This window comes from Glycomyces halotolerans (genome assembly GCF_054779575.1).
In genome coordinates this window covers 168,915-195,810 of the sequence record NZ_BAAGXZ010000006.1, presented here as the reverse complement: position 1 = coordinate 195,810, position 26,896 = coordinate 168,915, and the positions used below count along the sequence as shown (strand labels likewise).

Genomic DNA, 26,896 nt, shown 5'->3' with positions numbered 1-26,896 from the left:
TCGAAATACCACGCCAGAACCAACGGCATCGACCGGCGAACTTACAAGGCCACCCTCGACATCGTCGTCTTCGCAGACCCTTAACCGAACGGCATTGCGTCTAGGGGTATTGCCCAGAGAGACGGTGAACGCGGGTGGCGGGCGGGAGGCCGGCTCGGGCAGCCACCGGCACCCGATCAGCCCTGCGTCATCGTCGATCGTTCGCAGCGTCCGCGTTCGTGGAGAGGCCGACGTGGGCGCCGACATCACCACTGTCGGCCGCCTCCAGTACTGCATCCAGGAGCCCGGGGAATCGGTCGTCCAGATCCTGACGACGAAGCACCACGAAGCAGCGCGTGCCTTCCTGGCGGGTCCGGGTGACGCCCGCGTCCCGTAGTACCCGCAGGTGATGGCTCAGCGTCGACTTGGCCACCGGAGCGCGAAGTTCGCCCCAGCCGCGCTCGCGGCCGTCGGCGAGCACCCGTACCAGGCCCACGCGAATCGGATCGCTCAGCGCCCCCATCACTTCGACGAGGGCCATCTCATTCGGCTGCGGATGCCGCATCGATTTCATGAGCTTGATGCTACCTTGTTCGATGTTTCATAAACATCGAACAATGGAGAACGCGTTGACCACGCAACCGCAGCAAGAATCGACCGGCAAGGTCGTCGTCCTCACCGGCGCCGGCTCCGGTATCGGCCGCGCCACCGCTCGCGCCTTCGCCGAGACCGGAGCACGGGTCCTCGGCGTCGGGCGACGACAGCACGCCCTCGACGAGACCGCCGCAGGCCACTCCGACATAGGCGTCCATGCCGCCGACCTGCGCGAACCCGAAGCGGCGCAACAGGTCATCGATACCGCCATCGACCGGTGGGGACGGGTGGACGTCCTGGTCAACAATGCCGGAGCCACGCGATTGATGCCGCTGGACCAGACCACCGCGGCCGGCATCGAGGACCTCTTCGCGCTCAACGTCGCCGCGCCGAGTCTCCTCGCCCGCGTGGCGCTTCCCCACCTACGCCAGACCGGCGGGACGATCGTCAACGTCTCCAGCACCTATGGCCACCGGCCACTGCCCCACGCAGCCCACTACGCCGCCTCCAAGGCCGCGATCGAGCAGCTCACCCGCAGCTGGGCCCTTGAACTCGCCGCCGACGGGATCCGAGTCAACGCGGTTGCCCCAGGCCCGACTGAGAGCGAGGCGCTCACCGCCGCAGGACTGCCCGAAGCGGACATCGAAGCGCTCAAACGCGACGAGGCCGCCCGTATCCCGCTGGGCCGCCGCGGTGAGCCCGAAGAGGTCGCCGCCTGGATCGTGCGCCTCGCCGACCCCGCCAGCACGTGGCTCACCGGCCAGGTCCTCACCGTCGACGGCGGCCTCGACCTCACCTGAATCCGAGCCGTGCCCCGCTCGAAGGAAGCCTCCTATTGAACCTGTTGTGCCGCAACGGGTTCAATAGGAGGCTTCCTCACTCCTGAACGCGACCTAGGTGACCCTCGCCTGCTGGAAGCGATAGGTGCCGCAGGGGAAACGGATCGGCGCTCCGTAGTGGCGCGTGCAGGTCAGGCACCAGGGCGGGGCACCGTGGTCCGAAGTGTGGCGCCCCGGAATCGACTGCCAGGGCTCGGGCTGCTGCTTCATCGGGCTTGCTTCCAAGTTCGGTATAGGTCTATGACTCTCCGACGCAGCGCTTGGCGCAGTTCAGGTGTGGGGAATCGCCAGCGATGCTGGTCGACCAGGTGGAGGCCGGGTGTGTCCGTCTCCACGCCGGTCACTACGCCCAGGTACTGAGACGGCTCGTTGGGACTTACCCGAAAACAGAGCACTGAAACCCAGTCCGGGTCAAGAAGACAGCGGATGCGGACGGCGCCGACGACGGACACGCCGACCTCGATCTCCTCGGGCCCCCGCGACTGGTTCTGAGCCACGCTCGGATAGTGCATTAGAACGCTCCACTTCGGATTGTCGGATATCCGATCGAGTGATGCCCGGGGACCGCGTATCGGGATCGGGAGGCCGCAGCCCCCGGGCTTTCCCACCGATCGCGAGCCATATGGCGCCGCTCGCGATGATCACCAACTTAGGCGGAGTTTCCGCAGCTCACAAGGGGAGACTTGGCCAGTGCGCCCCGCACACGGAGTGGCGCACCGTGAGAAATCCGGGTGGAGATTCTCACGGTGTACCACTCCAGTGCCGCCATTCCAGGGTTTCTACAGCGAAATGGACTGTGCGATAGTGATGGTTCGATACAGCCGGGTTTGAATGTCGGGGGCATGTATGGCGTCGCAGGACATGGGTTGGTGGTTCCTCAAGACCATGGCTCGCAAAGCCCGAAAGGCCAGCGGAAAGTCGCAACGGGAAGTCGGCGACGAGGTGTACCGGTCGATCGACACCATCCGCGCCTGGGAGCAGGGAAGAACCGACATCCCGCTCCAGTCCATCAAGGCCCTCGCGAGGGCCTGCGGGATGAGCGATGAGCTGGCCGGATACATGGAGCAGGTAGCCAGGGCACGCAGGGATGGTCAGCCGATCGAAGCCGACATGCGGTACAACGCTCTCTTCATCTCACTCGCAGAAGAGTACTGTGGCGAGATCTTCAAGTGGGATGCAAACCTCATCCCGGGCCTATTGCAGACGAGCACCTACCACTATTCGGTGGTACGCAGGGCAGAGCAGGCTACCGAAGAGGCACTCGACCGTGGCTGGATCTTCAAGTCGGAACGGCGAAACGCTGTCGAATGCCGTAGCGATGCCCCCGTGATCAAGTTTCTCATCGGGCACGCCGCACTCCTCCAGCTCAAACTCGAGGGTGAGGAGCTCTATCGCGAACAGCTCACTAGCCTCAAGAAGTGCGCCCAGCGCCCCGGCTGGGCGATCCGTATCCTCGAGGGTCCGATACCAGCGCGAGAAGGAAACTTCAGTATCTACGAACCAGGCGACAGTGCCCTGGCCTGCCCGCCGTTCGTTTATACCGAAGGCCATGATTCAAGCTGGTGCATCGATGACCCCAAGCGGTTCGCCAGTTACGATGGATTCCGCAAGAGCCGGTGGGCAACAGGGATCCGAATCGAGGACTATCCGCTATGACAGCCGACGTAACTGCTTGGCGAAGGAGCACCCGCAGCGGTGCCGGCAATGACTCCAACTGCGTCGAGGTGCGTCGGGCGTGGCGGAAGAGCACCCGCAGCGGCGCCGACAACAACACCGACTGCGTTGAGGTCGCCTTGTGCTCTGACGATGGCTTTCACGTGCGTGACTCGAAGCTCGACTCCGACTCCCCGGTCTTCGACCTCTCCCCCCTTGACTTCACGGCGCTCATCGACGCCGCCCGCTAGGCGACCCAGCCCCTGATGCATTGAGCAGGCGAGCTCTGCGGCGGAGCCGCATGGAACAGTCATTTGTGGTTGACTGTCGAATGTGAAACACCCGAGCGAAATTCACGGCGATGAGCAGCTGGCCGAGCGTCTCCGCTCGAAGCTCGGCGCCCGCCATCGGGTGGCCGCGGTCGCCGTGGTCACGCCAGACGAGACCCGAATCGCCGGCCTCGGCGCCGACCTCGACGCCGACTTCGAGATCAGCTCCATCTCCAAGGGCGTCACCGGACTCCTCTACGCCGACGCGCTCGAGCGAGGCGACATCGAGGCGGACACCAAGCTCGGTGAACTGCTCCCCATCGGCGACCCTCCGGCCGCCGACATCACCTTGAGCTCACTCAGCTCCCACCGGTCCGGACTCCCCCGGCTCCCCAAGTCGGCACAGCCGCTGCGCCGCACCATCGCCCTGCTGCGCCACGGCACCAACCCGTACGGCGAGGACCTCGACCAGCTCACCGAGCAGGCTCGAGGCGTCAAGATGCGCCAACCCAAACCGCGTTACTCCAACCTCGGCTTCGAGCTTCTCGGCCACGCCCTCGCCAAGGCCGCCGACACCACCTACGCCGAGCTGGTACGCCAACGCGTCGCAGAACCGCTCGGACTCGATCCCTTCTACATTCCAGCCACCGCCGACGAACTGCGCCCCGGAGCGATCATCGGCACCACCCGGCGAGGGCGCCCGCAGGAGCCATGGACCGGCGAGGCCCTCGGGCCTGCCGGCGGCATCCGCGCCTCCATCACGAGCATGGCCCGCTTCGCCAAGGCGCTCACCGAAGGCACCGCCCCCGGAATGGCCGCGCTCGAACCCACCACCTCCTTCCAACCCGGCACCGACATCGGCGCCGCCTGGATCACCATCAAGATCAAGGGCCGGGCCATCACCTGGCACAACGGCGGCACCGGCGGTTTCCGGTCCTGGATCGGCATCGACCGGCAGACCCGCACCGGCGTCGTGGTCCTCACGGCCACCTCCGTGTCGGTCGACCGGCACGGGTTCAACCTCCTGGCCGAGAACAACCCCGAGCGCTGACCTGCCGGGTGCGCTTCACTTATCGGCGTAGACGATGAGCCGGTTCCCGTCCGGGTCCGAGAGATGGAAGACGCTCACGCTGCCGATGTCCTCCACCGGACTCACCTCGGCGGCGTGCTCCTCGGCGAAGGCGTGCGCCTCCTGAATGTCGTCACTGGCCAGCATGAGCAGTGGCCCGCCCGGCTGAAACCTGCCCTGGGCGTGCGCATGGCCGTCCAGGGTCAGACCCGTCGGGCCTCCGGTCGGCACATCGGCGATCAGGCCACCATGACTGACACGACCCTCCGGCACCCCCAGAAGCCTGCTGTACCAGGCCACGGCCCGCTGCATGTCAGTCACGTGCACGAACACGGCGCCGATCCGGTTGCGGATCGGCGATGATGCGGCTGGTTCCCTCTCGTCGTCCATGGGTCTGAAAGTTAGCAGGCGGGTGCGACGCAACTACTGTGAAAGCCGTGATCCAACGCCGACCGGCGGTCTCGGTTGCCCGACCATCGGCCCTTCATGACCGACCATCGGCGGAGCCGTCAGCGACTGACGGATGTGCTTCCGAGGGCTTGCATAGTCAAGCGGTGCAACGCATCTCCGTGAGATCGTGCCGCCACTGGCAGTCCCGCCTGCGGGATCGTCCGCGGACCCGACGATGCCCCGAACCCCTGCCGTACTCCAAGGACTCCCTCCACTGGTCCGTGTCCCAAAGCACTGTCCTGAATGCCTTGACGTTCGTCTGCCGCCCTCGCTAGCGTCGACCGCGCACCCATCGAATACCGAGGAGCGCAATGAAACCCGGAACCAAATCAATGCGCGCGCGACTGCTCGCGATGCTCGCCGCCAGCGCCGTCGCGGTGATCGCGTCGCTCACGCTGACGTCGACTCCCGCGCAGGCGCACACCCTGTCGTCGACCGTCACCAACGGCTGCGGCAGCGGCTACAACTACATCACCGGAACGCTTCGCGCGGTCCGGAGCACCTACTCGGGGTCCGTCTACGGCCACGTCGGGCTCGCCAAGGGCAGCGGCTCCAGCTACTGCGTCTTCTCCTACAAGAGCTCGAGCCACGAAGGCCACGGCGTCGCCACGCAGATGGACGCCTGCTACGTGTACCCGGCGGGCGTCGGCGACTGCGACAGCGGGCGTTTCTCCCACTGGGCCGCCACCAAGTTCTCACTCGGATACGGCGCCAGCGTGTACTACGACTCCGTGATCCACCACCCGACGCCCGGATACCAGGCCGTAGGGGGAGACAGCTACACCCGTCCCTACCCCGCTTGACAGGGAACAGAGAAAACGGGGCCGGCCGCCTCCGCGCGGCCGGCCCCTCCTGCCTACTTGACGGCGTGCGTGACGTCTCGTTCCTCGGCGTAGAAACAGGCCGTCGGGTGCGTGCCGCGGTCACCCGCGTCGAGACCCGGCACCTCCTCGGCGCACCGGTCGGTGGCCTTCCAGCAGCGGGTCCGGAACCGGCAGCCCGAAGGCGGGTCGATCGGCGAGGGCACGTCCCCCTGCAGCACGACCTCCTCGCGGTGCCCCCGCAGCTCGGGGTCCGGCACCGGCACGGCCGACAGCAGCGCCTGCGTGTACGGGTGCCGCGGGTTGTCGTAGATGTCGGCTTCGCTGCCCTGCTCGACGACCTTCCCCAGGTACATGACCGCCACCTCGTCGGCGATGTGGCGAACCACCGACAGGTCGTGCGCGATGAACACGTACGCCAGGCCCAGCTCGTCCTGCAGCCGCTCCAGCAGGTTGATGACCTGCCCCTGGATCGAGACGTCCAGGGCGCTGACCGGCTCGTCGCAGACCAGGACCTGAGGTTGCAGCGCCAGCGCGCGGGCGATCCCGATCCGCTGCCGCTGGCCGCCGGAGAACTGGTGCGGGTAGCGGTTGACGTGGTCAGGGCTCAGCCCGACCAGGTCGAGCAGTTCCTTGACGGCCGCGCTCCGCTTGGCTCGCGGCACCACGTCCGTGTGGATCTCGAACGGCTCGCCGACGATGTCGCCGACGGTCATGCGCGGGTTCAGTGAGGTGTACGGGTCCTGGAACACCAGCTGGATGTCGCGCCTGATCGGCCTGATCTTCCGGTACGACCGGTCGCCGATCTCCTTGCCGAGCACTTTGATCGAACCCGAGGTCGGCTGCTCCAGGCCCACGAGGAGCTTGGCGAGCGTGGACTTGCCGCAGCCCGACTCGCCGACGATCCCGAGGGTCTTGCCGGGGTAGAGCCTGAGGTTGACGCCGTCGACGGCCTGGACGTGGCCGACGGTGCGCTTGAGGACGATGCCCTGCTGCACGGGGAAGTGCTTGACCACGTCGGTCGCCTCGAGCACCGGTTCGGGGGCGGTGTTGCCTTGTCCCAGTTCAGCGTTCATCGCGGTAGACCTCCTCGGCGAAGTGGCATCGGCTGTAGTGGCCGTCTGCCACGGATTCGTACGGCGGATCGTCGGTCGAGCACCGTTCCTCGGCCGCCCAGCACCTGGGGTTGAACGAGCAGCCGCCCGGCAGCGCGGCGGGGTTCGGCGGGAGGCCGCCGATGACGTCGAGTTCCCGGCCGACGGTGTCGACTCGTGGAATCGAGCGCAGCAGTGCCTTGGTGTACGGGTTGGCCGGTCGCTTGAACACGTCGTGGACGCCGGCCCGCTCCATGATCTGGCCGGCGTACATGACCGCCACCTCGTCGGCGACGTCGGCGACGACGCCGAGGTCGTGGGTGATGAGGATCAGGCCCATGTTGCGGTCGTCCTGAATCTGCTTGAGCAGCCGCATGATCTGGGCCTGGACGGTCACGTCCAGGGCGGTGGTCGGCTCGTCGGCGATGAGGACTTCCGGGTCGAGGGCCAGCGACATCGCGATCATGACGCGCTGGCGCATGCCGCCGGAGAACTGGTGCGGGTAGTCGCCGATCCGGTTCTTGGCGTCGGGGATGCCGACCAGGTCGAGCAGTTCGACGGCTTTCCGCTTGGCGTCCTTGCGGCTGGTGCCGCGGTGGACCCGGTACAGTTCGCCGATCTGGAAGCCGACCGACCACACCGGGTTGAGCGCCGAGAGCGCGTCCTGGAAGATCATCGCGATGTGGTTGGCGCGCACGTTCCTGCGGACGTCTTCGTCCTGGGTGAGCAGGTCGATTCCGTGGAGTCGCACCTGGCCTCCGGTCACGTGGGCCGGCGGGGTGTCGAGGATGCCCATGATCGCCTGAGCGGTCACCGATTTGCCCGAGCCGGACTCGCCTACGACCGCGAGGGTGCGACCGGTCTCCAAAGTGAGGTCGACGCCGCGCACCGCGGCGAACCGCTTTCCGCGGATGTCGAATTCGACGCGGAGGTCTTGAATGTCGAGCAGCGGCGCGTTGTGGTCGGCTCCGGGGAGCGTGTCGCTCTCTATGCGGATCGTGTCGGCCACTGGTTCACCTCAGTTTCGGGTCGAGGGCGTCGCGGAGGGCATCGCCCAGCGTCGCGAAGGCGAACACGGTCACCAGCAGGAAGCCCATCGGCCAGGCGAGCAGCCAGATCGCGCCGCCTCTGGCCCAGGTGGCGCCTTCGCTGAGCAGGATGCCCCAGCTGGTGGCCGGGGGTCTGATGCCGATGCCGAGGACCGCCAGTACAGCTTCGGCGACGATGGTGGATCCGGCCAGGGTGGGGATGAGGGCGGTGACCGGCACGATCGCGTTGGGCAGGATGTGCCGGAACATGATGCGGCGGTCCTTCGCGCCGAGGCAGCGGGCGGCGGTCACGTAGTCGAGGTTCTTGGTCTCGATCGTCGCGGCTCTCGAGTAGCGGGCGATGCTCATCCAGCCGAATATGATGAGCGCCAATGCCGCCGGTGCCACGGATGGTATGAGCGCTCCCGATCCGCTGCGGCCGCGGAACAGGGCGAGCAGCAGCAGGGCGCCCAGCAGGAACGGGATCACCAGGAACACGTCGAGCACGCGGGAGATGATCGCGTCGATCCAGCGGCCGTAGTACCCGGCGAGGATGCCGAGGGTGAGGCCGATGAGGACGGAAACGATGATCACGGTCAGTGTGAGCACCAGGGTGGGCCTGGTGCCGTGGATGAGTTTGGCCGCGAAGTCGCAGCCTTGCGAATCGCTGCCGAGCGGGTGTTCGCCGGAGAACCACTGGTCGGGGCGTTGCCGCGCGTTCCGGCCGATGCACGACCGGGGGTCGGCCGAGGTGAAGAGCGTCGGGAAGGCCGCCATGGTGAAGACGAACAGCAGCACCAGGCAGGCGATGACGACGTCGACTCTGCGCCGGAGGCTGCGGAAGGCGTCCTTCCAGATCGAGGCTTCGGCGGTGTCGAGGGTCTGCGGTTCACTCATATCGGATCCTCGGGTCGAGAACGGCGTAGGTGAGGTCGACCAGGAGGTTGACGGTCAGCACGACGACCGCGATGACCATGAACGAGGTCAGGACGACGTTGATCTCCAGGGCCATCACCGAGTCCCACAGCAGTCCGCCCATGCCGGGGATCTGCAGGATGCCCTCGGTGACGACCGCGCCGCCGAGGATGTCGGCGAACAGGAAGCCGATCGCGGTGATCACGGGGATCAGCGAGTTGCGGACGATGTGGACGACGGTCACGCGCATGCGCTTGAATCCCTTGGCGTGGGCCGTGCGCACGTAGTCGGCCCGGTAGTTCTCCAGCTGGGATGCTCTGACGAGCCTGGTCATCGGGGCCAGTCCGGCGGTGCCGAGCAGGATCCCGGGGATGATGAGCGAGATCCATGGATGGTCGGTCGAGTACGTGGGTCTGAACAACTGGCCCATGAACGAGTCGGTGTCCCAGATGCTTCGGGCCCAGTTGGTCAACGGCACGGCGATGAGAATGCTGTAGATGACCATGAGCAGGAACACCGGGATCGAGTCGATGAAGATGGTCCAGCCGCGCACCGAGTGGTCGATGAGCTTGCCGTGGTGGCGAGCCGCCCAGGATCCGAGCACCAGCGCCAGGACCACCAGCGTGATCGTCGAGAAGAGGAACAGCCGCAAGGTGTTGGGAATGACGATGGCGAGCAGCTCGCCGACGTCCCGGTTGCCGCGCAAGGTGGTGCCGAAGTCGCCGGCCATGTAGTTCTGGAGGCGCTCGACGAAGGGCACCAGACAGGGGTCCCCGACGCGGTCGTAGCAGGGACTGTCGAGGTTGTAGAGCCGTTCGACCTGTGCCAGGGCCTCCGGGGTGGGCGTGCGGTCGCCGAAGAAGACCAGCGCCGGGTTGCCGCGCACCTGGACCGACAGCGACATGAGGTAGTGCAGGAGGAAGACGATGGCGCTGAACGTCAGCAGCGCTTGGAGCACTCGGCGGACGATGTATCGAGTCATGTTGAGGTTCCCGTTCAGAAGCGGCGGGGCGGGACCGCCGTGAAGCGGCCCCACCCCTCGAATCAGTCGATCTATCCGACGATTTCGATGGCGCGCAGGTCGGCGCCGGCTCCGTAGAACGGGTGGTACTGGACGTTGTCGACCTTTTCGCTGTAGAAGAGGTTCACCGCGCTGAAGGTCAGCGGGATGTTCGGGAACTCCTCGTTGAGCACTCGCTCGGCCTCGACGTAGAGTTCGACCGCCTCGTCGACCGATTCGGCGGCGTCGGCGGCGGCGATGGCGTCGTTGAACGCGTCCGAGCCGTAGCCGAATCGGTTGTCGGCCGCCTGGCCGCCGTAGATCGGGGCCAGGTAGTTCTCGTTGAGGTTGTAGTCGGGGATCCATCCGAGGCGGAAGGGCCCGTCGACGCCGTGCTCGGCGGTGGTGGACAGGTAGTCGCCCCAGTCGAGGCCGACCAGCTCGTACTCGATGCCGAGGGTCTCCTGGATGGAGTTGCCGACGGCCTGGAACAGGGTCTCGTTGTCGCCGGAGGTGTTGTACCAGATCCGCAGGACTTCGCCCTCGGGCCAGCCGCCGGCGTCTTCGAGCAGCTGCTCGGCGCGGTCGGGGTCGTACTCGCAGTACTCGCACACGCCCGAGCCGCCGCCTTGGATGGTGGAGGGGACCCAGCCGTCGGCCGGGACCATGCGGCCTTCGCCCATCACGGTGACGAGGCCTTCGCGGTCGATCGCCAGGGACAGGGCGTGTCGCAGGTCGACGTTCTCGAACTTCTCGTCGTAGAGGGGGAAGCCGAGGTAGGTGAAGCTCGTGCCCGGTTCTTGGACGAGGCGCTGGTTGAGCTCGGGGTCGTTGAGCGCCGCTTCGAAGTCGCCGGCCAGGGGCGAGCAGACGTCGATCTCACCGGTCAGGAAGTCGGCCCAGCAGCTGGCGTCGTCGCCGATGTAGGTGGTGTAGTCGATCCGCTCGACGTTGGCCGGGAAGTCGCCGTCGTAGTCCTCCCAGGTGACCAGCGAGCCGCCGGTCTCGACCTCCCAGGTCTCCTCGAGCATGAACGGGCCGGTGCCGATGGGGCTCCAGCGGCAGGTCTCGATGTCGGCGATGCACTCGTCGGCGACCGGGAAGAAGGCGGTGTAGCCGAGCATCACCGGGAAGCCGGCGAAGGGGCCCTTGAGCTCGACCTCGAAGGTCAGCTCGTCGATTTCGGTGAGGCCGGAGAGGGCGTCGGCCGCCGGATCTTCGTATTCGGGGACCTCGGGGTCGGCCCACTCCTCCTCGGGCAGTTCGGCGCCTTGCATCTCGTCGTAGCCGACGATGCGCTCCATGAAGTAGTTGAGGTCGGCCGCGTTGGGGCCGTACGCGGTGTGGTTCCAGGACTGGATGAAGGACTTGGCGGTGACCGGTTCGCCGTTGTGGAAGGTCTTGCCCTCCTTGATCTTGATCGTCCAGGTCACGTTGTCTTCGGAGGAGATGTCTTCGGCCAGGGCGAGTTCGGCGTCGCCGGCGGCGGTGTAGTAGACCAGGCCGTCGTAGATCTGGCTGATGAGCTCGCCGCCCTCGGACTCGCCTACCTCGGGCACGAACAGGGAGGCGACTTCACCGATGCCCTTGTTGAGGGTCCCGCCGCCTTCGCTCTCGTCGTCGCTCGCCTCGTTCGGATCACCAGCGCACGCGCTGAGCACGAGCGCAGTTGCGGCGGCCGCGGTGGCGGCCTTTCGAATTCGTCTCACTGTCGACTCCAGGGTGTGATGTAGAACATGGGGTGATCCACACCATGTCGTACAACCCGCGGAAAAGAAAGAGTGCGTTGTGAAATCGTTACCTGGAGAAAGCTCAACGGTGACAGGTACGCGGTTTCATTATGTTGGGATTACCGTCCCAATGCGGACCTGTGATACGCAGGGCGCTGAAGTGCTACGACGTGACCGAAGTGTTCACTCCGGCAACAGATATGCCGAGGCCTCCGCCGCCGCGGCGGCACCGTACGACTCCTCTAGGCGACGGACGAAATCGACCGGATTGACGGCATATCCGGTGGGACCCACCGATTCGAGTGCCACGACGGCCATGACTCCGCCGATCTCGGCTCCGCGGCGCAACGGCATGCCCCAGCCGAGCGCGGAGAGCAGCCCGGCGGTGAAGGCCTCGTCGACTCCCGAGGGGTCGACCGTCTCGCCGCCCCGGGCGATGGAGACGCGGACGCGGTCCATGTCGTGGCCGGCGATCTCGACGCCCTCGGCGTCCTCGGTGATCACGCGGACCCGGACCCGCTCGAGGATCTGGTCGTCGCTCAGCGACGTGGTGGCCTGGAGGAAGTGGTAGCCGGACTGGCTGGTGACCAGGAACTTGGCGCCGCCGATGAACTCGGCGGCCTCGCCGCCCTCGAGTCCGGTCGGATCGGCGCTGAACTCGAGGCCCAGTTCGCGGCACTGCTCGGCGTAGGAGAGCATCGCCTTCGGCTCATCCGGTCCGATGTGGACCAGACCGAGCGGGCCGGTGCGCTCCATGAGGTCGATCAGATCGGACTCGGTCTCCGGGTCCAGGAGGGCCGGATCGTTGCCGAGCAGTCCCATTCCGTGCGCGATGCGGCCGGCGGTGGCGCCGGTGACGGCGGTCTTCATGAAAGGACCTCGCAGGTGTCCAGAAGAAAAGCCCGGTCGAGCGCACGCGTTATGGGCGGAGTCGACCGGGCTGACGCAGTTTCGCCGGAGACTTTAGTGGAAGGAGTCGCCGCAGGCGCAGGAACCCTGGGCATTCGGGTTGTCGATGGTGAAGCCCTGCGCGTCGATGCGGTCGGCGAAGTCGATGTTGGCGCCCACGAGGTAGGGCACGCTCATGCGGTCGACGACGACCTCGAAGCCGTCGTAGGCCTGCACGACGTCGCCTTCGCGCCGGTCGGTGTCGAAGTACAGGCCGTAGCGCAGGCCCGAACATCCGCCGGGGCTGACCTCGACTCGCAGGGCCAGGCCTTCCTCGCCCTCCTGCTCGATCAGGGCTTTGACTTTCGAGGCGGCCGCGTCCGTGAGCACGACGCCCGTAGTGGCGTTGTCCTTGACTTCCTCGGCCTGCTGAGTAGCGCTCACTTATGGCTCCCTCTGCTGTATCGCGATCGACGGTGCCGATCGGTCGGTTCTTCGACTCGTCAACACTACCCAACCTCAGGGCTAGCGTCTTTATTCCCGGGGCGGTCCCACGCGCGGGCGACCGACTCCGCCAGCGCGCTCAGGCCCTCGACCGGGGCTTTCATGGCCGCTTCGACGCTGCCGGAAAGTTCGGTGACCGAATAGACACCGGCCAGCTCAGGATGCGAATCGACGTCGCTTCTGCCGGCCATGACCAGGCAGGGCCTGCCGTGCGAGGCGGCGCCGGAGGCGACCTCCGCCGCCAGTTTGCCACGAAGGCTCTGGGCGTCGAAAGAGCCTTCGCCGGTGATGACCAGGTCGGCCCCGGCGATGGCGGCGTCGAGGCCGACGGCCCGGCAGGTGAGTTTCGCGCCCGACTCGCGGCGCCCGCCGAGCAGGAAGCAGGCCAGGCCCAGTCCTCCCGCGGCGCCGGCTCCGGGCCAGCCCGAGGCTCCGGCGAGTCCCAGGTCGCGTTCGGCGACCTGGGCGAAGGCGGCCAGGGACGATTCGAGCAGCGGGAGGTCGGCGTCGCGGGCGCCTTTCTGGGGACCGAACATGTAGGTGGCGCCGTGGGGGCCCAGCAGCGGGGAGTCGACGTCGGTGGCGGCGATGATCTCGGCGCCGCGGGTGCGCGGGTGGCCGTCGACGGTCGTGCAGGCGGCGAGAGCGGCTCCGCCGTATGGCAGGGCCTCGCCGGCGATGTCGCGGCAGGTGTAGCCGAGGGCGGTGAGCATGCCGGTGCCGGCGTCGTTGGTGGCAGAGCCGCCGAGGCCGATCACGATGCGTCGGGCGCCGGTCTCGACGGCGTGGGCGACGATCAGGCCGAGGCCGTAGCTGGTGGTGCGGCGCGGGTCGCGTTCGGCGGGGGCGAGCAGGTGGAGTCCGCAGGCGGCGGCCGATTCGATGTAGGCGGTGTCGCCGTCGCGCAGGTAGTCGGCCTGGACGGGGCGGCCGAGGGGGTCGCAGCTGGTGACGGTGAGGCGGCGGGAGGCGGGGAGTGAGGCTTCGAGGACGTCGACGAAGCCGGGGCCGCCGTCGGCCAGTGGGAGCTCGGCGGTCTCGTCGTCGGGCCTGGCGCGCCTCCAGCCGGTCGCGATTGCGGCGGCGGCCTCGGCGGCGGTCATGGTGCCGGCGAATTTGTCGGGAGCTATGAGGATGCGCACACCGTGAGCCTAGACGATGCCCGACACCAGGCTGTAACCGCTTGCCAGTCGACAGTGCGGCGATGCTCGATCCATGCAAGAATTGACCCCATGACGGGCTTCGATGAACCTGCTCCCACACAGACCGCGCTCCTGCTGCTCGGCCGCGGCGCCGACTCCGAGTCCGAGCGCGGCGTCGACTGTCCCGGCGAGCTGCCCGAACCCAGCGACCCCGAACTGGTCGAACGCGCCCGCGCCGCCAAGGCCGCGCTCGGCGACAGCGTGTTCCTCCTCGGCCACCACTACCAGCGCGACGAGGTCATCCAGTTCGCCGACGTCACCGGCGACTCCTTCAAGCTCGCCCAGCAGGCCGCCGCGCGGCCCGACGCCGAGCACATCGTCTTCTGCGGCGTCCACTTCATGGCCGAGAGCGCCGACATCCTCACCGGCGACCACCAGAAGGTGATCCTGCCGGACCTGGCCGCCGGGTGCTCGATGGCCGACATGGCCACCGCCTCGCAGGTCGAGCAGTGCTGGGAGGACCTGGCGCGCGCCGGCGTCGCCGAGGCGACCGTCCCGATGACCTACATGAACTCCTCGGCCGCCATCAAGGCCTTCGTCGGCCGCGAGGGCGGGGTCGTGTGCACCTCCTCGAACGCGAAGCGGGCCCTGGAGTGGGCCTATGAGCGCGGCGAGAAGGTCCTGTTCCTGCCCGACCAGCACCTCGGCCGCAACACCGTGGTCCGCGACATGGGCTTCGGCCTGGACGACTGCGCGCTCTACAACCCGCACAAGCCCAACGGCGGACTCACCGACGAGGAGCTGCGCGCGGCCAAGATCATCCTGTGGAAGGGCCACTGCTCGGTGCACGGGCGGTTCACCCTCGCCTGCGTCGAGGAGATGCGCGAGCGCAAGCCCGGGGTGAACATCCTGGTCCACCCCGAGTGCACGCACGAGGTGGTGTCGGCGGCCGACTACGTCGGCTCGACCGAGTACATCATCAATACCCTCGCCGCGGCCGAGCCCGGCAGCTCCTGGGCCGTCGGCACCGAGCTGAACCTGGTGCGGCGCTTGGCGAACGAGCACCCCGACAAGGAGATCTCGTTCTTGGACAAGACGGTCTGCTACTGCTCGACGATGAACCGGATCGACCTGCCGCACCTGGTGTGGGCGCTGGAGGAACTCGTGGCCGGCAGGGTCCCCAACCAGATCACTGTGGACCCCGAGACCACCAAGCACGCCAGGGCCGCACTCGACCGCATGCTCGAACTGCCGTAGCAAGCCTATATCCTATAGGAAATTTCCTATAGGATATGGCGACCGGACGGTGCGCACGGGCGTTCACGACCCTATTGCGTGGTTATCACAATCACCGTGGGTAAGGTCGCTGCCTGGGGGTCCTTCCCCTGGCCGAACCGTTATGGTTGTTCGACGATCCCGGTTGTTCAACCCACTGAGGAGAGCCGTTGAGCGGTACCGCGTCCACCCCCGAAGACATGCTGATCATCCACGGCGGCACCCCCCTCGAAGGCGAGGTCACCGTCCGAGGCGCCAAGAACCTGGTCTCCAAGGCGATGGTGGCCGCGCTGCTCGGCACCTCCCCTTCGGTCCTGCGCGGAGTACCGGCCATCCGCGACGTCGAGGTCGTCACCGGCCTCCTGCGCGTCCACGGCGTCGACGTCGAACTCGACGGCGACACCCTCTACATGGATCCGACCCACGTCGATTCGGCCGGGGTCGACGAGATCAACGTGCACGCCGGGACCAGTCGCATCCCGATCCTGCTGTGCGGACCGCTCCTCCACCGCCTCGGCCGCGCCTTCATCCCCGACCTCGGCGGATGCAACATCGGCGGGCGCCCCATCGACTTCCATCTCGAGGCCCTGCGCCAGTTCGGCGCCGTGGTCGAGAAGAGCCCCGACGGCACCCACCTCTCGGCGCCAGACGGCCTCCACGGCATCCGCTACGAGCTCGAGTATCCCTCCGTCGGCGCCACCGAGCAGGTACTGCTCACCGCCGTGATGGCCCGCGGCACCACCGAGCTGCGAGGCGCCGCCATCGAGCCGGAGATCATGGACCTCATCTGCGTGCTCCAGAAGATGGGCGCGATCATCAAGGTCCACACCAACCGCGTCATCGAGATCGTCGGCGTCGAAGAGCTGGGCGGCTACTCCCACCGCCCGCTGCCCGACCGGATCGAGGCCGCCAGCTGGGCCTCGGCCGCCCTGGCCACCGAAGGCAGCGTCTTCGTGCGCGGCGCCCACCAGGCCGACATGATGACCTTCCTCAACGTCTTCCGCTCCATCGGCGGCGCCTACGAGGTCGACGACGACCCGGTCGACGGCGGCATCCGCTTCTGGCACCCCGGCGGCCCCCTCAAGCCCGTCGCGCTCGAGACCGACGTCCACCCCGGCCTCATGACCGACTGGCAGCAACCGATAGTGGTCGCCCTCACCCAGGCCGACGGGCTGTCGATCATGCACGAGACGGTCTACGAGAACCGCCTCGGCTATACCCGCGAACTGCGCCAGATGGGCGCGGGCATCGAGCTGTACTCCGACTGCCTCGGCGGCGCCCCGTGCCGGTGGGGCCGCCGCAACTTCCTGCACTCGGCCGTCATCGCCGGCCCCACCAAGCTCCACGCCGCCGACCTGCAGATCCCCGACCTGCGCGCCGGTTTCAGCCACCTCATCGCCGCGCTCGCCGCCGAGGGCTCCTCGCGCGTGTACGGCGTCGACCGCTACATCACCCGCGGATACGAGAACTTCGAGGACAAGCTCCGGGGACTCGGCGCCAAGATAGAGCGTCCGGCCCTCCAGAACGCCGCCGACGGCGACGCTCGCGCCGTCGCCGGTTAGCTGAGTATGCTGGGGACGAGCCCGCCGTTGTGAGTGTAAGGAAGGTCGATCCTCCCGTGGGGAAGAAGTCCGCTGAAGCCGCCGAACCCGTCGAAGTGACCCCGGAGCCGGCCGCCGCCACCCAGAAGAAGGGCAAGCCCACCCCGAAGCGGCCCAAGCAGGCCAAGGCCCGCCCCCCGGCCAACCCGCCGATGACCTACAAGGAGAAGCGGAAGCAGGCCAAGACCGAGGGCACCAAGCTCACCAAGGAGCAGAAACGGCAGGCCAAGGCCGACTTGCGCCGCGAACGCGCCCGCATCGCCGAAGGCCAGTGGAAGGGCGACCCCCTCTTCGACAAGTACCACCTGCCCCGCGACCGCGGGCCCGAGCGGCTGCTGGTGCGCGACATCGTCGACTCCCGGCGCACCGTCGCCCAGTACTTCTTCGCGCTCACCATGGCGCTGCTGCTGGCGACCAACATCTTCCCCTACGCCATGGGCTACCTCATGCTCGCGTGGATCGCCATGATGCTCGGCTTCACGATCGACTCGGTCTTCCTGTGCCGGAAGGTCAAGCGCCTGGTCAACAAGCGGTTCCCGAAACCGGGGCGGAAGTTCGGCGGCCTGTACTGGTACGCGATCCAACGGTCGATCATGTTCCGCTCGATGCGCACGCCGCGCGTGCGGATGAGCTACAAGGCCACCGAAGAGGACCTCGGCCAGGTAGTGCGGTAGACCGCCTCGCGTTCGACCCTCGCAATGCGGACGCGCATGACTTAATCTGAATGTCGTAACCCTCAGTGACCTTGTGAAAGTAGTCAACGTGGTGGATGTCGCGGCGGACTTGCGCGCCGGCCTGGTCCGCGCCCTCGGACCGCTCGACCGCGCGACGCTCCGCCACGCCATCGCCGACACCGTCGCCCTCCAGCGCATCCGCGACGAGGCCACCCAGCGTCTGGCGCGGCACCCGGCCGAGGCCGACCAGTGCAAACTGCTCGGCGTCCGAGCGGTCATCATGCGGGTCCTGGGCGACTTCGACGGCGCCGAAGTCGACGCCTCCGCCGCGGTCAAGTACGCCGAGGCGATCGGCGCCGACATGCTGCTGTCCCCCGCCCGCGCCAGGCTCGGCCAGATCCTGCGCGTCCAGGGCCGCTACGACGAGGCCGACCAGCTGTTCGCCCTCGCCGAAGCCGGCGAACTCCCCCGCACGCTCACCGGCGCGGTGCGCGCCTACGCGGCGCTGTCGTGCATCTCCCAGGGACGCATCACCGAATCGCTCATCCACCTGCAGCGGGCCAGCGAGCACAACCCGCACGCCTTCGTCATGCAGATCGTCGAGACCGGCCTCGACCTGGCCGAAGAGCGCGCCGCGAGCAGCGGCTTCGGCCCGCCGCCGCGCTCGTGGGCCGAACGGGCCGGGCACCCGGCGCCAGACCGCTTCCAGGACCCGCAGACCGGGCGGTTCGGCTACCTCGGCGCCGACGGGCGCCCCATCATCCAGGCGGCCTTCAGCCAGGCCGGCGACTTCCGCGGCGGCGTCGCCGCCGTCCGCCAGGCCGACTGGGGCGCGATCGACCGCAACGGCACCGTCGTGGTCCCCATGCTCTACAGCACCCTCGATACGACTACTGTAGACGGACGCACCGTCACCGGGTTCGTCGGCGGCGTCGCCGTGGCCGGCCAGCGCGGGCGCTTCGGCGTCGTCCACCGGTCCGGGCGCGTCGTCGTCACCCCGCGCTACCAGCAGATCCTCGTCCACCCGGCCGGCTACCTGGTCACCATGGACGGCTACTCCTGGGGCACGCTCGGACTCGACGGCGCCGAGATCCTGTCGCCGCGCGCCGACCGCTCCGAGGCCGTGAGAACCCTCGACGCGGCGGTGTCGATCGACGACGGTCCGCTCTGAGCCATGTGATTTTGCAAGCGTTGACACTAGCCGCACGGCAGGTAAGCTCGGGAGCCATGGAGTTTCGTCATCTCGGCCGCTCTGGCCTCGTCATCTCTGAAATCACCTACGGCAACTGGATCACCCACGGCGGGCAGGTGGAAGAGGACGCCGCAGTCTCCTGCGTCCAGGCCGCCCTCGACGAGGGCATCACGACCTTCGACACCGCCGACGTCTACGCCCACGGCGCGGCCGAAGAGGTCCTCGGCCGCGCGCTCAAGAACGAGCGCCGCGACGGCCTGGAGATCTTCACCAAGGTCTACTGGCCGATGGGCGAGGGCCGGAACGACCGCGGCCTGTCGATCAAGCACATCAAGGAGTCGATCGACAACTCCCTGCGCCGCCTCCAGACCGACCGCGTCGAACTGCTCCAGGCCCACCGCTACGACTACGACACCCCGCTCGAAGAGACCATGCAGGCGTTCGCGGACGTGGTCCACTCCGGCAAGGCCCACTACATCGGCGTCAGCGAGTGGACCGCCGACCAGATCCGCCGCGCCCACGCCCTGGCCCGGGACCTGAAGATCCAGCTGGTCTCCAGCCAGCCCCAGTACTCGGCGCTGTGGCGGGTCATCGAGGCCGAGGTCATCCCGGCCTGCGAGGAACTGGGCATCGGCCAGATCGTGTGGTCCCCGCTGGCGCAGGGCGTGCTGACCGGCAAGTACAAGCCCGGGCAGGCCCCGCCGGCCGGCTCGCGCGGCGCGCACGACAAGTACGGCAACTTCATGAAGGGCTGGCTGGAGAACCAGGACGCCCTCGAGCGCGTCCAGCAGCTCGCCCCGATCGCCGAGGATCTGGGCCTGAACATGGCCCAGCTGAGCCTGGCGTGGGTGCTCCAGAACCCGAACGTCTCGGCCGCGATCATCGGCGCCACCCGCCCCGAGCAGGTCAAGGACAACGTCAAGGCCGCCGGGTTCAAGCTCGACGCCGACGTCTACGCCAAGATCAACGAGATCCTCGAGCCGGTCGCCGAGACCGACCCGAACCTCACTCGGAGCCCGAAGCCGCGAGCCTGACCGCCCGCTCGACGAGCTCTGGATCGGCCGCATCGAACCATTCGATGCGGCCGTCTCTTTTGAACCAGGAGCGCTGGCGGCGCACGAACCGCCGGGTGCCCTGGACGGTGCGGCGGAACGCCTCGGCCTCGTCGTACTCGCCGGCCAGGTACGCCAGCACCTGCTGGTATCCGAGCGCCCGCGAGGCGGTCCTGCCCTCGCGCAGCCCCTTGGCCTCGAGTTCGCGGACCTCCTCGACCAGGCCGGCCTCCCACATCGCCTCGACGCGGCGCTCGATGCGCTCGTCGAGCACGGCGGTGTCCAGGTCGACGCCGATGCGGACGGCGTCGAGGTGGGGCCGGGGACGGGACGGCAGGTTGGCGGTGAACGAGCCGGTCAGCTCGACCACTTCGAGGGCCCGCACGACGCGGCGGCCGTTGGACGGCAGGATCGCTTTGGCCGCTTCGGGGTCGAGCTCGCGCAGCCGCTCCCACAGGGCCGCCGAGCCGGCCTGCTCGAGTTCGGCCTCCAGCCGGGCGCGGACGGCCGGGTCGGTCCCGGGGAAGTCCATCTCGTCGAGCGCGGCCTGGACGTACAGGCCGGAGCCGCCGACGAGGATCGGCCGGTTGCCGCGGGCGCGGATCGCGGCGATCGCCTCGCGGGCCAGGCGCTGGTAGGCCACGACGTCGGCGGCCTCGGTGACGTCCAGGACGTCGAAGACGTGGTGGGGCACGCCGCGGCGCTCGTCCTCGGTGATCTTGGCGGTGCCGATGTCCATGCCGCGGTAAAGCTGCATCGAGTCGGCGTTGACGATCTCGCCGCCGAGCCGCGCGGCCAGCGTCACCGACAGCGCCGTCTTGCCCGACGCGGTAGGGCCTACGACGGCTATCACCGGCGGCGGCGGTAGGCTGGAGGAGCTGCCACCACTGACCAACTGAATACCCCTTCGGTTCACGTGGACGGGCAGCCGCGCCCGACCCGATGTCCACCGGATCGCACGGTTCGGGACGGTTCGTCCGCAGATGTGGACGGCCCCGACTGGCGACGACCCGGCAACCACCGTAAGGTACGGGAAGTACGTCCCTTAGTTCGTGTGAAGGATTTGAGATTACCGCGATGAGTGACCTCGGAGACTGGACCCGCTTCGGCCGCATCGACGCCGACGGCACGGTCTATGTGAAGACCTCCACCGGCGAGCGCGCGGTCGGCTCGTGGCAGGCCGGCACCACCGACGAGGGGCTCGCGCACTTCGCGCGCAAGTACGCCGACTTGGTGGTCGAAGTCGATCTCATCGCCGCGCGCCTGAATTCGGACTCGGCCGACGTCGAGCAGGCCGCCTCGCAGCTGCGCAAGCTCCGCGAGAGTCTGGAGACCGCCGCGGTCGTAGGGGACGTCGACTCGCTGGCGAACCGTCTCGACGAGCTGTCCAAGCACGCCGATGAGCGTGTCGAGGAGTTCAAGGCCGCCAAGGACGCCGAGCGCGCCGAGGCCATCGCCGCCAAGGAGGCGCTGGTCGCCGAGGCCGAGGAGCTCTCGAAGCGCGACAGTCACTGGAAGGCCTCCGGTCAGCGCTTCAGCGAGCTGGTCGAGGAGTGGAAGTCGATCCACGGGGTCGACCGCAAGACCGACCAGAAGCTGTGGCGGAAGTTCTCGGCGGCCCGTGAGACGTTCACTCGGCGGCGCGGGGCGTACTTCTCGCAGCTCGACGCCGAGCGCAAGGTGATCGCCGCCAAGAAGGAAGAGCTGATCGCCGCCGCCGAGGAGCTGTCGACCTCCACCGACTGGGGTCCGACCGCCGACCGGCTCAAGGCCCTCATGGCCGAGTGGAAGGAGGCCGGCCGCCTCGCTCCGGATGCCGAGCAGAAGGCATGGAAGCGGTTCAGGGCCGCCCAGGACGTGTTCTTCAACGCCCGCTCCGAGGCGTTCAGCGCCCGCGACGCCGAGCTGGAGTCGAACCAGGCCGCCAAGGAGGAGCTGCTCAAGCGCGCCGAGGCGCTCGACATCGCCGCCGACCCCAAGGCCGCGCAGGCGACCTTCCGGGAGATCCAGGGCACCTGGCACGAGATCGGCCCGGTCCCCCGCAAGAACCAGGCGAAGCTGCAGCGCCGGCTGCGCAACGTCGAGGACAAGCTCCGCGAGGCCCTCGACACGGCGTGGCGCAAGGTCCCGGTCGAGGAGAACCCGCTGCTGATCCAGATGAAGCAGCAGGTCGCCGAAGCCGAGGAGAAGCTCGAGCGGGCCAAGGCCGACGGCGACCCGAAGCGGGTCAAGAAGGCCGAGGCCGACCTGGCCGGTAAGAGGCAGTTCCTGGAGCTTGCGGAAGGAACCAAGTAGCGCGGCCTGGAGCTTGCGGAAGGAACGCCGGCGCCAGCCGGCGGTTGCCGAAGGCAACCCAAGTAGCGCGGCCTGGAGCTTGCGGAAGGAACGCCGGCGCCAGCCGGCGGTTGCCGAAGGCAACCCAAGTAGCGCAGCCTGGAGCCGGCCGAGACGCCGGGTAACGGATTTTGAGGCCGGCTGAGAAACCGGGACAATAGAGGGACTACGACGGCGTGGACTGTGCGGTTCACGCCGTCTTCACTGTGCGGGACAATACTTATCGTGACACCCCGCCGACAGGAAGGTTGCGCATGACCCTGGAGACCCTCCCCCAGCAGTTCCTCCCCACCGAGCAGATCTTCAACCTCCGCGACATCGGCGGCCTCAAAGGCGCCGGCGGCAAGAAGGTCAAGACCGGACAGGTCTTCCGCTCCGACAACTTCGGCAACGCGACCGAGGCCGACCTCGACTACATCGTGAACGACTTGGGCGTGCGGCACGTCATCGACCTGCGCCGCCCCAACGAGCTGGAGAAGACCGGCCGCTTCCCCGAGCGCGACGGCGTGACCTTCCACCACTTCGAGATGCTCCACATCGCGTGGGAGTCGGTCGAGATGGAGATCCCCTCGGACGCCCCCGAGGAAGACGTCGTCCGGTTCCTCGCCCACCGCTACACCGGAATGATGGAGGCCGGCTACAAGTCGGTGCGCGACTCGCTCGAGGTGATCGCCCTCGGCGAGCCGGTGATCTTCCACTGCATGGCCGGCAAGGACCGGACCGGGATCGTGGCGGCGGTGCTGCTGGCGCTCCTCGGCGTCGCCCCCGAGGACATCGCGGCCGACTACGAGCTGTCGAACATCGGCCTGGCCCGGTGGCGGGCCTGGCGCGACGCGAACCTCGGCGCACCCGAACGCGACCGGGGCCTCGGCACGCCCGCCGAGGCGATGCTGAAGACGATCGCGGAGATGAACGAGCGGTTCGGGTCGCTGACCTCGTATGCGCGCTCGGCCGGCTTCCGGGACGCCGACCGGCTCCGCGAACTGCTGCTCGAGTGACGTCCCCTGTCGCTATGTCGTCGAACGGCATCGAACGACCTGTCCACGCCCGCAATGTGACACGGTTCTCGCGGCGTTACTAGCCGAGCGGCTAAAAAATCGTTTGCCGCCTGTCACCCGGCCACCGTACGGTGGCCGGGTGGTGTCAGTGCGCGTCAACCCGAGATCCATGTCCGAAACCGGTGATCCCGAAACACGGACGACCCCCTTGAGCAACCTGTGGCGAATGCGCCGGTACCTGCGCCCCTATCGGTTCCGACTCGGTGCACTGTGGACCATGGTGCTGCTCAACATCGCCGCCGGCCTCTCCATCCCGCCGCTGGTCGGCGCCGCCATCGACGGCCCCATCAGCGACCGCGACCTCGGGGCCCTGTGGGGCTTCATCGCCGTCATCGCCGCCGTCGGCGCGGCCGACGCGCTGCTGAACCTCACCCGCCGCTACTTCCAGACCTCCACGGCCATGTCCATCGAGGCCGACATCCGCGACGTCATCTACGAGCACCTCCAGCGGCTCCACACCGGCTTCCACGACCGGTGGCAGACCGGCCAGCTCCTCGCGCGCATCACCGTCGACCTGGGCATGGTCCGGCGATTCTTCGCCGGCGGCCTGGTGTTCGCCATCAGCTCCACCGGCATGATCACCATCATCATGGCGCAGCTGTTCTGGATCGAATGGCGCCTGGCCCTCATCGTCGCCGTCGCCGCCGTCCCGCTGTTCCTCATCGGACGCGGATTCTTCAAGCACTTCCTCCCGGCCGCCCGCGCCGAACAGGACCAGTCCGGCGAGGTCTCCAGCGCCGCCGAGGAATCGGCCAACGGCATCCGCGCCATCAAAGCGCTCGGACGCGGGCCGCTCATGGCGTCGCGATTCGACGAGCAGGCCGACCACCTGCGCGTGCTCGGCGTCCGCAAGAGCCTCATCGCCGCCCGCTCCTGGTCGGCCTTCGGCGCGATCGCCTCGGCCATGGTCGGGGCCACCCTCGTCATCGGCGCGATCATGGTCGCCCAGGGGCAGCTCACCATCGGTCAGCTCACCGCCTTCATCATGCTGCAGCTCAACCTGCTCTGGCCGATCGAAGCGGCCGGATGGGTCATGGCCCACGGCAACGAGGCCATGACCGCCGCCGACCGCGTCTACGAAGTGCTCGACACCGAACCGGCCATCCGCGACCGTCCCGGCGCCCGAGCCGTCGACCGCTCCACCGTCCGCGGCGAACTCGCCTTCGAAGACGTCAGATTCGCCTTCGAGGACGGCGGCGAAGTGCTGCGCGGCGTCGACCTGGCCGTCAGACCCGGCGAGACCCTCGCGATCGCCGGCAAGACCGGCTCGGGCAAGACCACCATGGTCTCGCTGCCCTCGCGCCTCAACGACCCCACCGGCGGACGGGTCACCCTCGACGGCACCGACATCCGCGACCTCCGGCTCGACAGCCTCCGAAGGGTCGTGACCACCGCGTTCGAAGAGGCGACCCTGTTCTCCATGAGCGTGCGCGAGAACCTCGCGCTCGGCAGGCCCGACGCCGACGAAGCCGACCTCGAACAGGCCGTGCGGGTCGCGCAGGCCGAATTCGTGTACGACCTGCCGTACGGGCTCGACACCCGCATCGGCGAACAGGGCCTGTCGCTCTCCGGCGGCCAGCGGCAGCGCCTGGCGCTGGCCCGGGCCGTGGTGGTCAGACCCGCGGTGCTGGTCCTCGACGACCCGCTGTCGGCCCTCGACGTCCACACCGAGGAACTGGTCGAACGGGCCCTCGAGCAGGTCCTGCAGGACACCACCGCGCTGGTGGTGGTGCACCGGCCCTCGACCGTGGCGCTGGCCGACCGGGTCGCGCTGCTCCACGAGGGACGGATCGCGGCCGTGGGGCGCCACTCGGACCTGATGGCCTCCAGCCCCGAATACGTCGACGTGCTCTCAGCCGAATCCGAGGAGGTAGCCGCGTGACGGCGCAGCAGGACCGACATGTGGCCTGGCGGGGCCGCAGCGAGCAGGCCGACGCCGAGCGCACCAGCGCCGAGCTCGACGACGCCGAGGCGATCAAGCGGCTGCGGGCCCGGAGCCGGCGGCTGCTCGGTTCGATGATGCGCCCCCACAAGCGCTCGATCGCCTTCCTCGTCGCGATCCTCGTCGGGCAGAACGTCGCGACCATGGCCACGCCGATCCTGGTCATGTACGGCATCGACCACGGCATCCCGGCCATCGCCGACCGCGGCGACTACTCGGTCATGATCGTGATCGCGGTGGCCTTCGCCGCGTGCGCCGCGCTGGAGTACGTGTGCGTCCGGCTCTACATCGCACAGTCGGCGCGCGTGGGCAACGCGATGCTCTACGCGCTGCGCAACCGGGTGTTCTGGAAGTTCCAGCGCCTGTCGGTGGCCTTCCACGAGCGGTTCACCTCCGGGCGAGTGACCGCCCGGCAGAGCTCCGACATGGAGTCGATCCGCGAGATGACCGAGAACGGCGTCGACGACCTGGTGCTGGCCGGGATGAACGTCGTGACGATCACCGTGGTCATGCTCGTGATCGACCCGCTGCTGGCGGCGGTGTCGCTGCTGACGTTCCCGCTGATGCTGCTGCTCGCGAAGTGGTTCAGCCGCGTCTCGGCGATCGCCTACCGCCGGGCCCGGGAGACCGTGGCGGTGCTCATCGTCTACTTCGTGGAGTCGATGGGCGGCATCCGGGCGGTGCAGGCCTACCGGCGCGAGGAGCGCGACCGCGAGATCTTCGGCAGGCTCAACGCCGAGAACCGGGTGGCGCAGGCCAAGGGCCACCAGCAGAACGCGATCATGGCCGGCGGCATGAGGGGCATCGGGCACCTGGCGACGGTCGTGGTGCTGCTCTTCGGCGGCTGGCAGGTGATGCTCGGCAACACCGAGGTCGGCGTGCTGGCGGCGTTCCTGCTGTACATGAAGCGCTTCTTCGACCCGCTCAACGAGCTGGTGCAGTTCTACAACGTGCTGCAGTCGGCCACGGCCGCGCTCGAGAAGCTCTCCGGCGTGCTCGACGAGGAGATCGAGGTCGCCGAGCCCGAGCGGCCGAAGGCGATCGGCGACCGGCGCGGCGAGCTGCGGTTCGACGACCTCACCTTCCACTACCGGCCGGACGAGGTGGTGCTGCCGAACCTGGACCTCCACATCCCCGGCGGGCAGACCGTGGCGATGGTCGGCGCGACCGGCGCGGGCAAGACCACCATCGCGAAGCTCGTGAGCCGCTTCTACGACCCGAAGGGCGGCGCGATCACCCTCGACGGGGTGGATCTGCGCGACTTGAGCGAGGCCGAACTGCGCGACAACGTCGTGATGATCACGCAGGAGAACTTCCTGTTCAACGGCACGATCGCCGAGAACATCGAGCTCGGGAGGCCGGGCGCCTCGCGCTCGGCGATCGTGGAGGCGGCCGAAGTGGTCGGCGCGCACGAGTTCATCGAGGCGCTCCCCGACGGCTACGACACGCACGTGCGCAAGCGCGGCGGCCGGCTCTCGGCGGGCCAGCGCCAGCTGGTGGTGTTCGCCCGGGCGTTCCTGGCCGACCCGCGGGTGCTGATCCTCGACGAGGCGACCTCGTCGCTGGACATCCCCTCGGAGCGGCTGGTGCAGCGGGCGCTGCGCACGATCCTGGCCGATCGGACGGCGATCATCATCGCGCACCGGCTGTCGACGGTCGAGATCGCCGACCGGGTGGTGGTGCTCAGCGGCGGCCGGATCATCGAAGACGGCTCGCCCGAGTCCCTGGTCGACTCCGGCGGCGACTACGCCGAACTCCACCGCCAATGGGAGGACAGCCTCGTCTAGAGAACG

General features: G+C 68.1%; 25 protein-coding genes. 14 read left to right on the top strand and 11 right to left on the bottom strand.

Annotated features, from left to right (window positions below; genetic code table 11):
- Positions 1–187: 187 nt before the first annotated feature.
- The gene (locus ACYVL2_RS08045; RefSeq protein WP_460541992.1) at positions 188–553 is read right to left on the bottom strand and encodes an ArsR/SmtB family transcription factor; all 366 of its coding nucleotides are present in this window, start codon (positions 551–553) and stop codon (positions 188–190) included.
- A gap of 55 nt (positions 554–608) precedes the next feature.
- On the opposite strand from ACYVL2_RS08045, the gene ACYVL2_RS08040 reads away from it, so the two are divergent.
- The 4 genes from ACYVL2_RS08040 (at position 609) to ACYVL2_RS08025 (ending at position 4,385) form a co-directional block, all read left to right on the top strand.
- Positions 609–1,373 (top strand): SDR family NAD(P)-dependent oxidoreductase, encoded by a 765-nt coding sequence (locus tag ACYVL2_RS08040; protein WP_460541990.1) that lies wholly within the window; start codon positions 609–611, stop codon positions 1,371–1,373.
- 885 nt (positions 1,374–2,258) lie between these two features.
- Entirely contained in the window at positions 2,259–3,068 is an 810-nt protein-coding gene (locus tag ACYVL2_RS08035; protein WP_460541988.1) for a Scr1 family TA system antitoxin-like transcriptional regulator, read from the top strand.
- A complete protein-coding gene (locus ACYVL2_RS08030; RefSeq protein WP_460541987.1) occupies positions 3,065–3,316 on the top strand; it encodes a DUF397 domain-containing protein in 252 nt (83 codons plus the stop codon). The genes ACYVL2_RS08035 and ACYVL2_RS08030 overlap by 4 nt, the downstream gene beginning before the upstream one ends.
- Before the next feature lie 82 nt (positions 3,317–3,398).
- On the top strand, positions 3,399–4,385 hold the full coding sequence (locus ACYVL2_RS08025) for a serine hydrolase domain-containing protein (RefSeq protein ID WP_460541985.1): 987 nt from the start codon (positions 3,399–3,401) through the stop codon (positions 4,383–4,385).
- A gap of 15 nt (positions 4,386–4,400) precedes the next feature.
- Here ACYVL2_RS08025 and ACYVL2_RS08020 read toward each other — a convergent pair whose 3' ends face one another.
- Positions 4,401–4,793 carry a VOC family protein gene (locus ACYVL2_RS08020; RefSeq protein ID WP_460541983.1) on the bottom strand — a complete coding sequence of 131 codons (393 nt, stop codon included), beginning with the start codon at positions 4,791–4,793 and terminating at the stop codon, positions 4,401–4,403.
- A 371-nt stretch (positions 4,794–5,164) separates the two neighbouring features.
- Between ACYVL2_RS08020 and ACYVL2_RS08015 the strand changes: the two genes are divergently transcribed.
- Positions 5,165–5,656, top strand: a complete 492-nt coding sequence (locus ACYVL2_RS08015; RefSeq protein ID WP_460541981.1) for a hypothetical protein — start codon at positions 5,165–5,167, stop codon at positions 5,654–5,656.
- A gap of 53 nt (positions 5,657–5,709) precedes the next feature.
- Here the strand turns inward: ACYVL2_RS08015 and ACYVL2_RS08010 are convergent, their stop codons facing one another.
- The 8 genes from ACYVL2_RS08010 to ACYVL2_RS07975 all read right to left on the bottom strand — a co-directional run bounded on the left by ACYVL2_RS08010 (position 5,710) and on the right by ACYVL2_RS07975 (position 13,975).
- Complete coding sequence (locus ACYVL2_RS08010; RefSeq protein ID WP_460541979.1) at positions 5,710–6,750, bottom strand: ABC transporter ATP-binding protein; 1,041 nt, start codon at positions 6,748–6,750, stop codon at positions 5,710–5,712.
- A complete protein-coding gene (locus ACYVL2_RS08005; protein WP_460541977.1) occupies positions 6,740–7,777 on the bottom strand; it encodes an ABC transporter ATP-binding protein in 1,038 nt (345 codons plus the stop codon). The genes ACYVL2_RS08010 and ACYVL2_RS08005 overlap by 11 nt, the downstream gene beginning before the upstream one ends.
- A gap of 4 nt (positions 7,778–7,781) precedes the next feature.
- Positions 7,782–8,693 (bottom strand): ABC transporter permease, encoded by a 912-nt coding sequence (locus ACYVL2_RS08000; protein ID WP_460541975.1) that lies wholly within the window; start codon positions 8,691–8,693, stop codon positions 7,782–7,784.
- Positions 8,686–9,693, bottom strand: coding sequence for an ABC transporter permease (locus ACYVL2_RS07995; RefSeq protein ID WP_460541973.1), 1,008 nt, complete (start codon positions 9,691–9,693; stop codon positions 8,686–8,688). Before ACYVL2_RS07995 ends, ACYVL2_RS08000 begins: the two co-directional genes overlap by 8 nt.
- A 71-nt stretch (positions 9,694–9,764) precedes the next feature.
- Positions 9,765–11,420, bottom strand: a complete 1,656-nt coding sequence (locus ACYVL2_RS07990) for a peptide ABC transporter substrate-binding protein (protein WP_460541971.1) — start codon at positions 11,418–11,420, stop codon at positions 9,765–9,767.
- A gap of 204 nt (positions 11,421–11,624) precedes the next feature.
- Positions 11,625–12,311, bottom strand: coding sequence for a carbohydrate kinase family protein (locus ACYVL2_RS07985; RefSeq protein ID WP_460541969.1), 687 nt, complete (start codon positions 12,309–12,311; stop codon positions 11,625–11,627).
- Between the two features lie 93 nt (positions 12,312–12,404).
- Positions 12,405–12,773, bottom strand: a complete 369-nt coding sequence (gene erpA / locus ACYVL2_RS07980) for a HesB/IscA family protein (RefSeq protein WP_460541967.1) — start codon at positions 12,771–12,773, stop codon at positions 12,405–12,407.
- 65 nt (positions 12,774–12,838) lie between these two features.
- Positions 12,839–13,975 (bottom strand): glycerate kinase family protein, encoded by a 1,137-nt coding sequence (locus tag ACYVL2_RS07975; protein ID WP_460541965.1) that lies wholly within the window; start codon positions 13,973–13,975, stop codon positions 12,839–12,841.
- 90 nt (positions 13,976–14,065) lie between these two features.
- On the opposite strand from ACYVL2_RS07975, the gene nadA reads away from it, so the two are divergent.
- The 5 genes from nadA (at position 14,066) to ACYVL2_RS07950 (ending at position 19,751) form a co-directional block, all read left to right on the top strand.
- The gene (gene nadA, locus ACYVL2_RS07970) at positions 14,066–15,232 is read left to right on the top strand and encodes a quinolinate synthase (protein ID WP_460541963.1); all 1,167 of its coding nucleotides are present in this window, start codon (positions 14,066–14,068) and stop codon (positions 15,230–15,232) included.
- A gap of 218 nt (positions 15,233–15,450) precedes the next feature.
- Positions 15,451–16,812 (top strand): UDP-N-acetylglucosamine 1-carboxyvinyltransferase, encoded by a 1,362-nt coding sequence (gene murA / locus ACYVL2_RS07965; RefSeq protein WP_460542011.1) that lies wholly within the window; start codon positions 15,451–15,453, stop codon positions 16,810–16,812.
- Positions 16,813–16,868: 56 nt separating this feature from the next.
- A complete protein-coding gene (locus tag ACYVL2_RS07960; RefSeq protein WP_460541961.1) occupies positions 16,869–17,525 on the top strand; it encodes a DUF3043 domain-containing protein in 657 nt (218 codons plus the stop codon).
- 88 nt (positions 17,526–17,613) lie between these two features.
- Complete coding sequence (locus ACYVL2_RS07955; protein ID WP_460541959.1) at positions 17,614–18,696, top strand: WG repeat-containing protein; 1,083 nt, start codon at positions 17,614–17,616, stop codon at positions 18,694–18,696.
- Between the two features lie 56 nt (positions 18,697–18,752).
- The gene (locus tag ACYVL2_RS07950) at positions 18,753–19,751 is read left to right on the top strand and encodes an aldo/keto reductase family protein (protein WP_460541957.1); all 999 of its coding nucleotides are present in this window, start codon (positions 18,753–18,755) and stop codon (positions 19,749–19,751) included.
- Here the strand turns inward: ACYVL2_RS07950 and miaA are convergent.
- Positions 19,723–20,670: a tRNA (adenosine(37)-N6)-dimethylallyltransferase MiaA gene (gene miaA, locus ACYVL2_RS07945; protein ID WP_460542009.1), complete on the bottom strand. Its 948-nt coding sequence runs from the start codon at positions 20,668–20,670 to the stop codon at positions 19,723–19,725. The two genes, ACYVL2_RS07950 and miaA, sit on opposite strands and share 29 nt — an antisense overlap.
- A gap of 176 nt (positions 20,671–20,846) precedes the next feature.
- Here miaA and ACYVL2_RS07940 point away from each other — a divergent pair, with 176 nt between their 5' ends.
- The 4 genes from ACYVL2_RS07940 to ACYVL2_RS07925 all read left to right on the top strand — a co-directional run bounded on the left by ACYVL2_RS07940 (position 20,847) and on the right by ACYVL2_RS07925 (position 26,890).
- Positions 20,847–22,064, top strand: coding sequence for a DUF349 domain-containing protein (locus ACYVL2_RS07940; protein WP_460541955.1), 1,218 nt, complete (start codon positions 20,847–20,849; stop codon positions 22,062–22,064).
- A gap of 293 nt (positions 22,065–22,357) precedes the next feature.
- On the top strand, positions 22,358–23,101 hold the full coding sequence (locus ACYVL2_RS07935; RefSeq protein WP_460541953.1) for a tyrosine-protein phosphatase: 744 nt from the start codon (positions 22,358–22,360) through the stop codon (positions 23,099–23,101).
- Positions 23,102–23,270: 169 nt separating this feature from the next.
- On the top strand, positions 23,271–25,043 hold the full coding sequence (locus ACYVL2_RS07930; RefSeq protein ID WP_460541951.1) for an ABC transporter ATP-binding protein: 1,773 nt from the start codon (positions 23,271–23,273) through the stop codon (positions 25,041–25,043).
- A complete protein-coding gene (locus ACYVL2_RS07925) occupies positions 25,040–26,890 on the top strand; it encodes an ABC transporter ATP-binding protein (protein ID WP_460541949.1) in 1,851 nt (616 codons plus the stop codon). The genes ACYVL2_RS07930 and ACYVL2_RS07925 overlap by 4 nt, the downstream gene beginning before the upstream one ends.
- Positions 26,891–26,896: the final 6 nt, after the last annotated feature.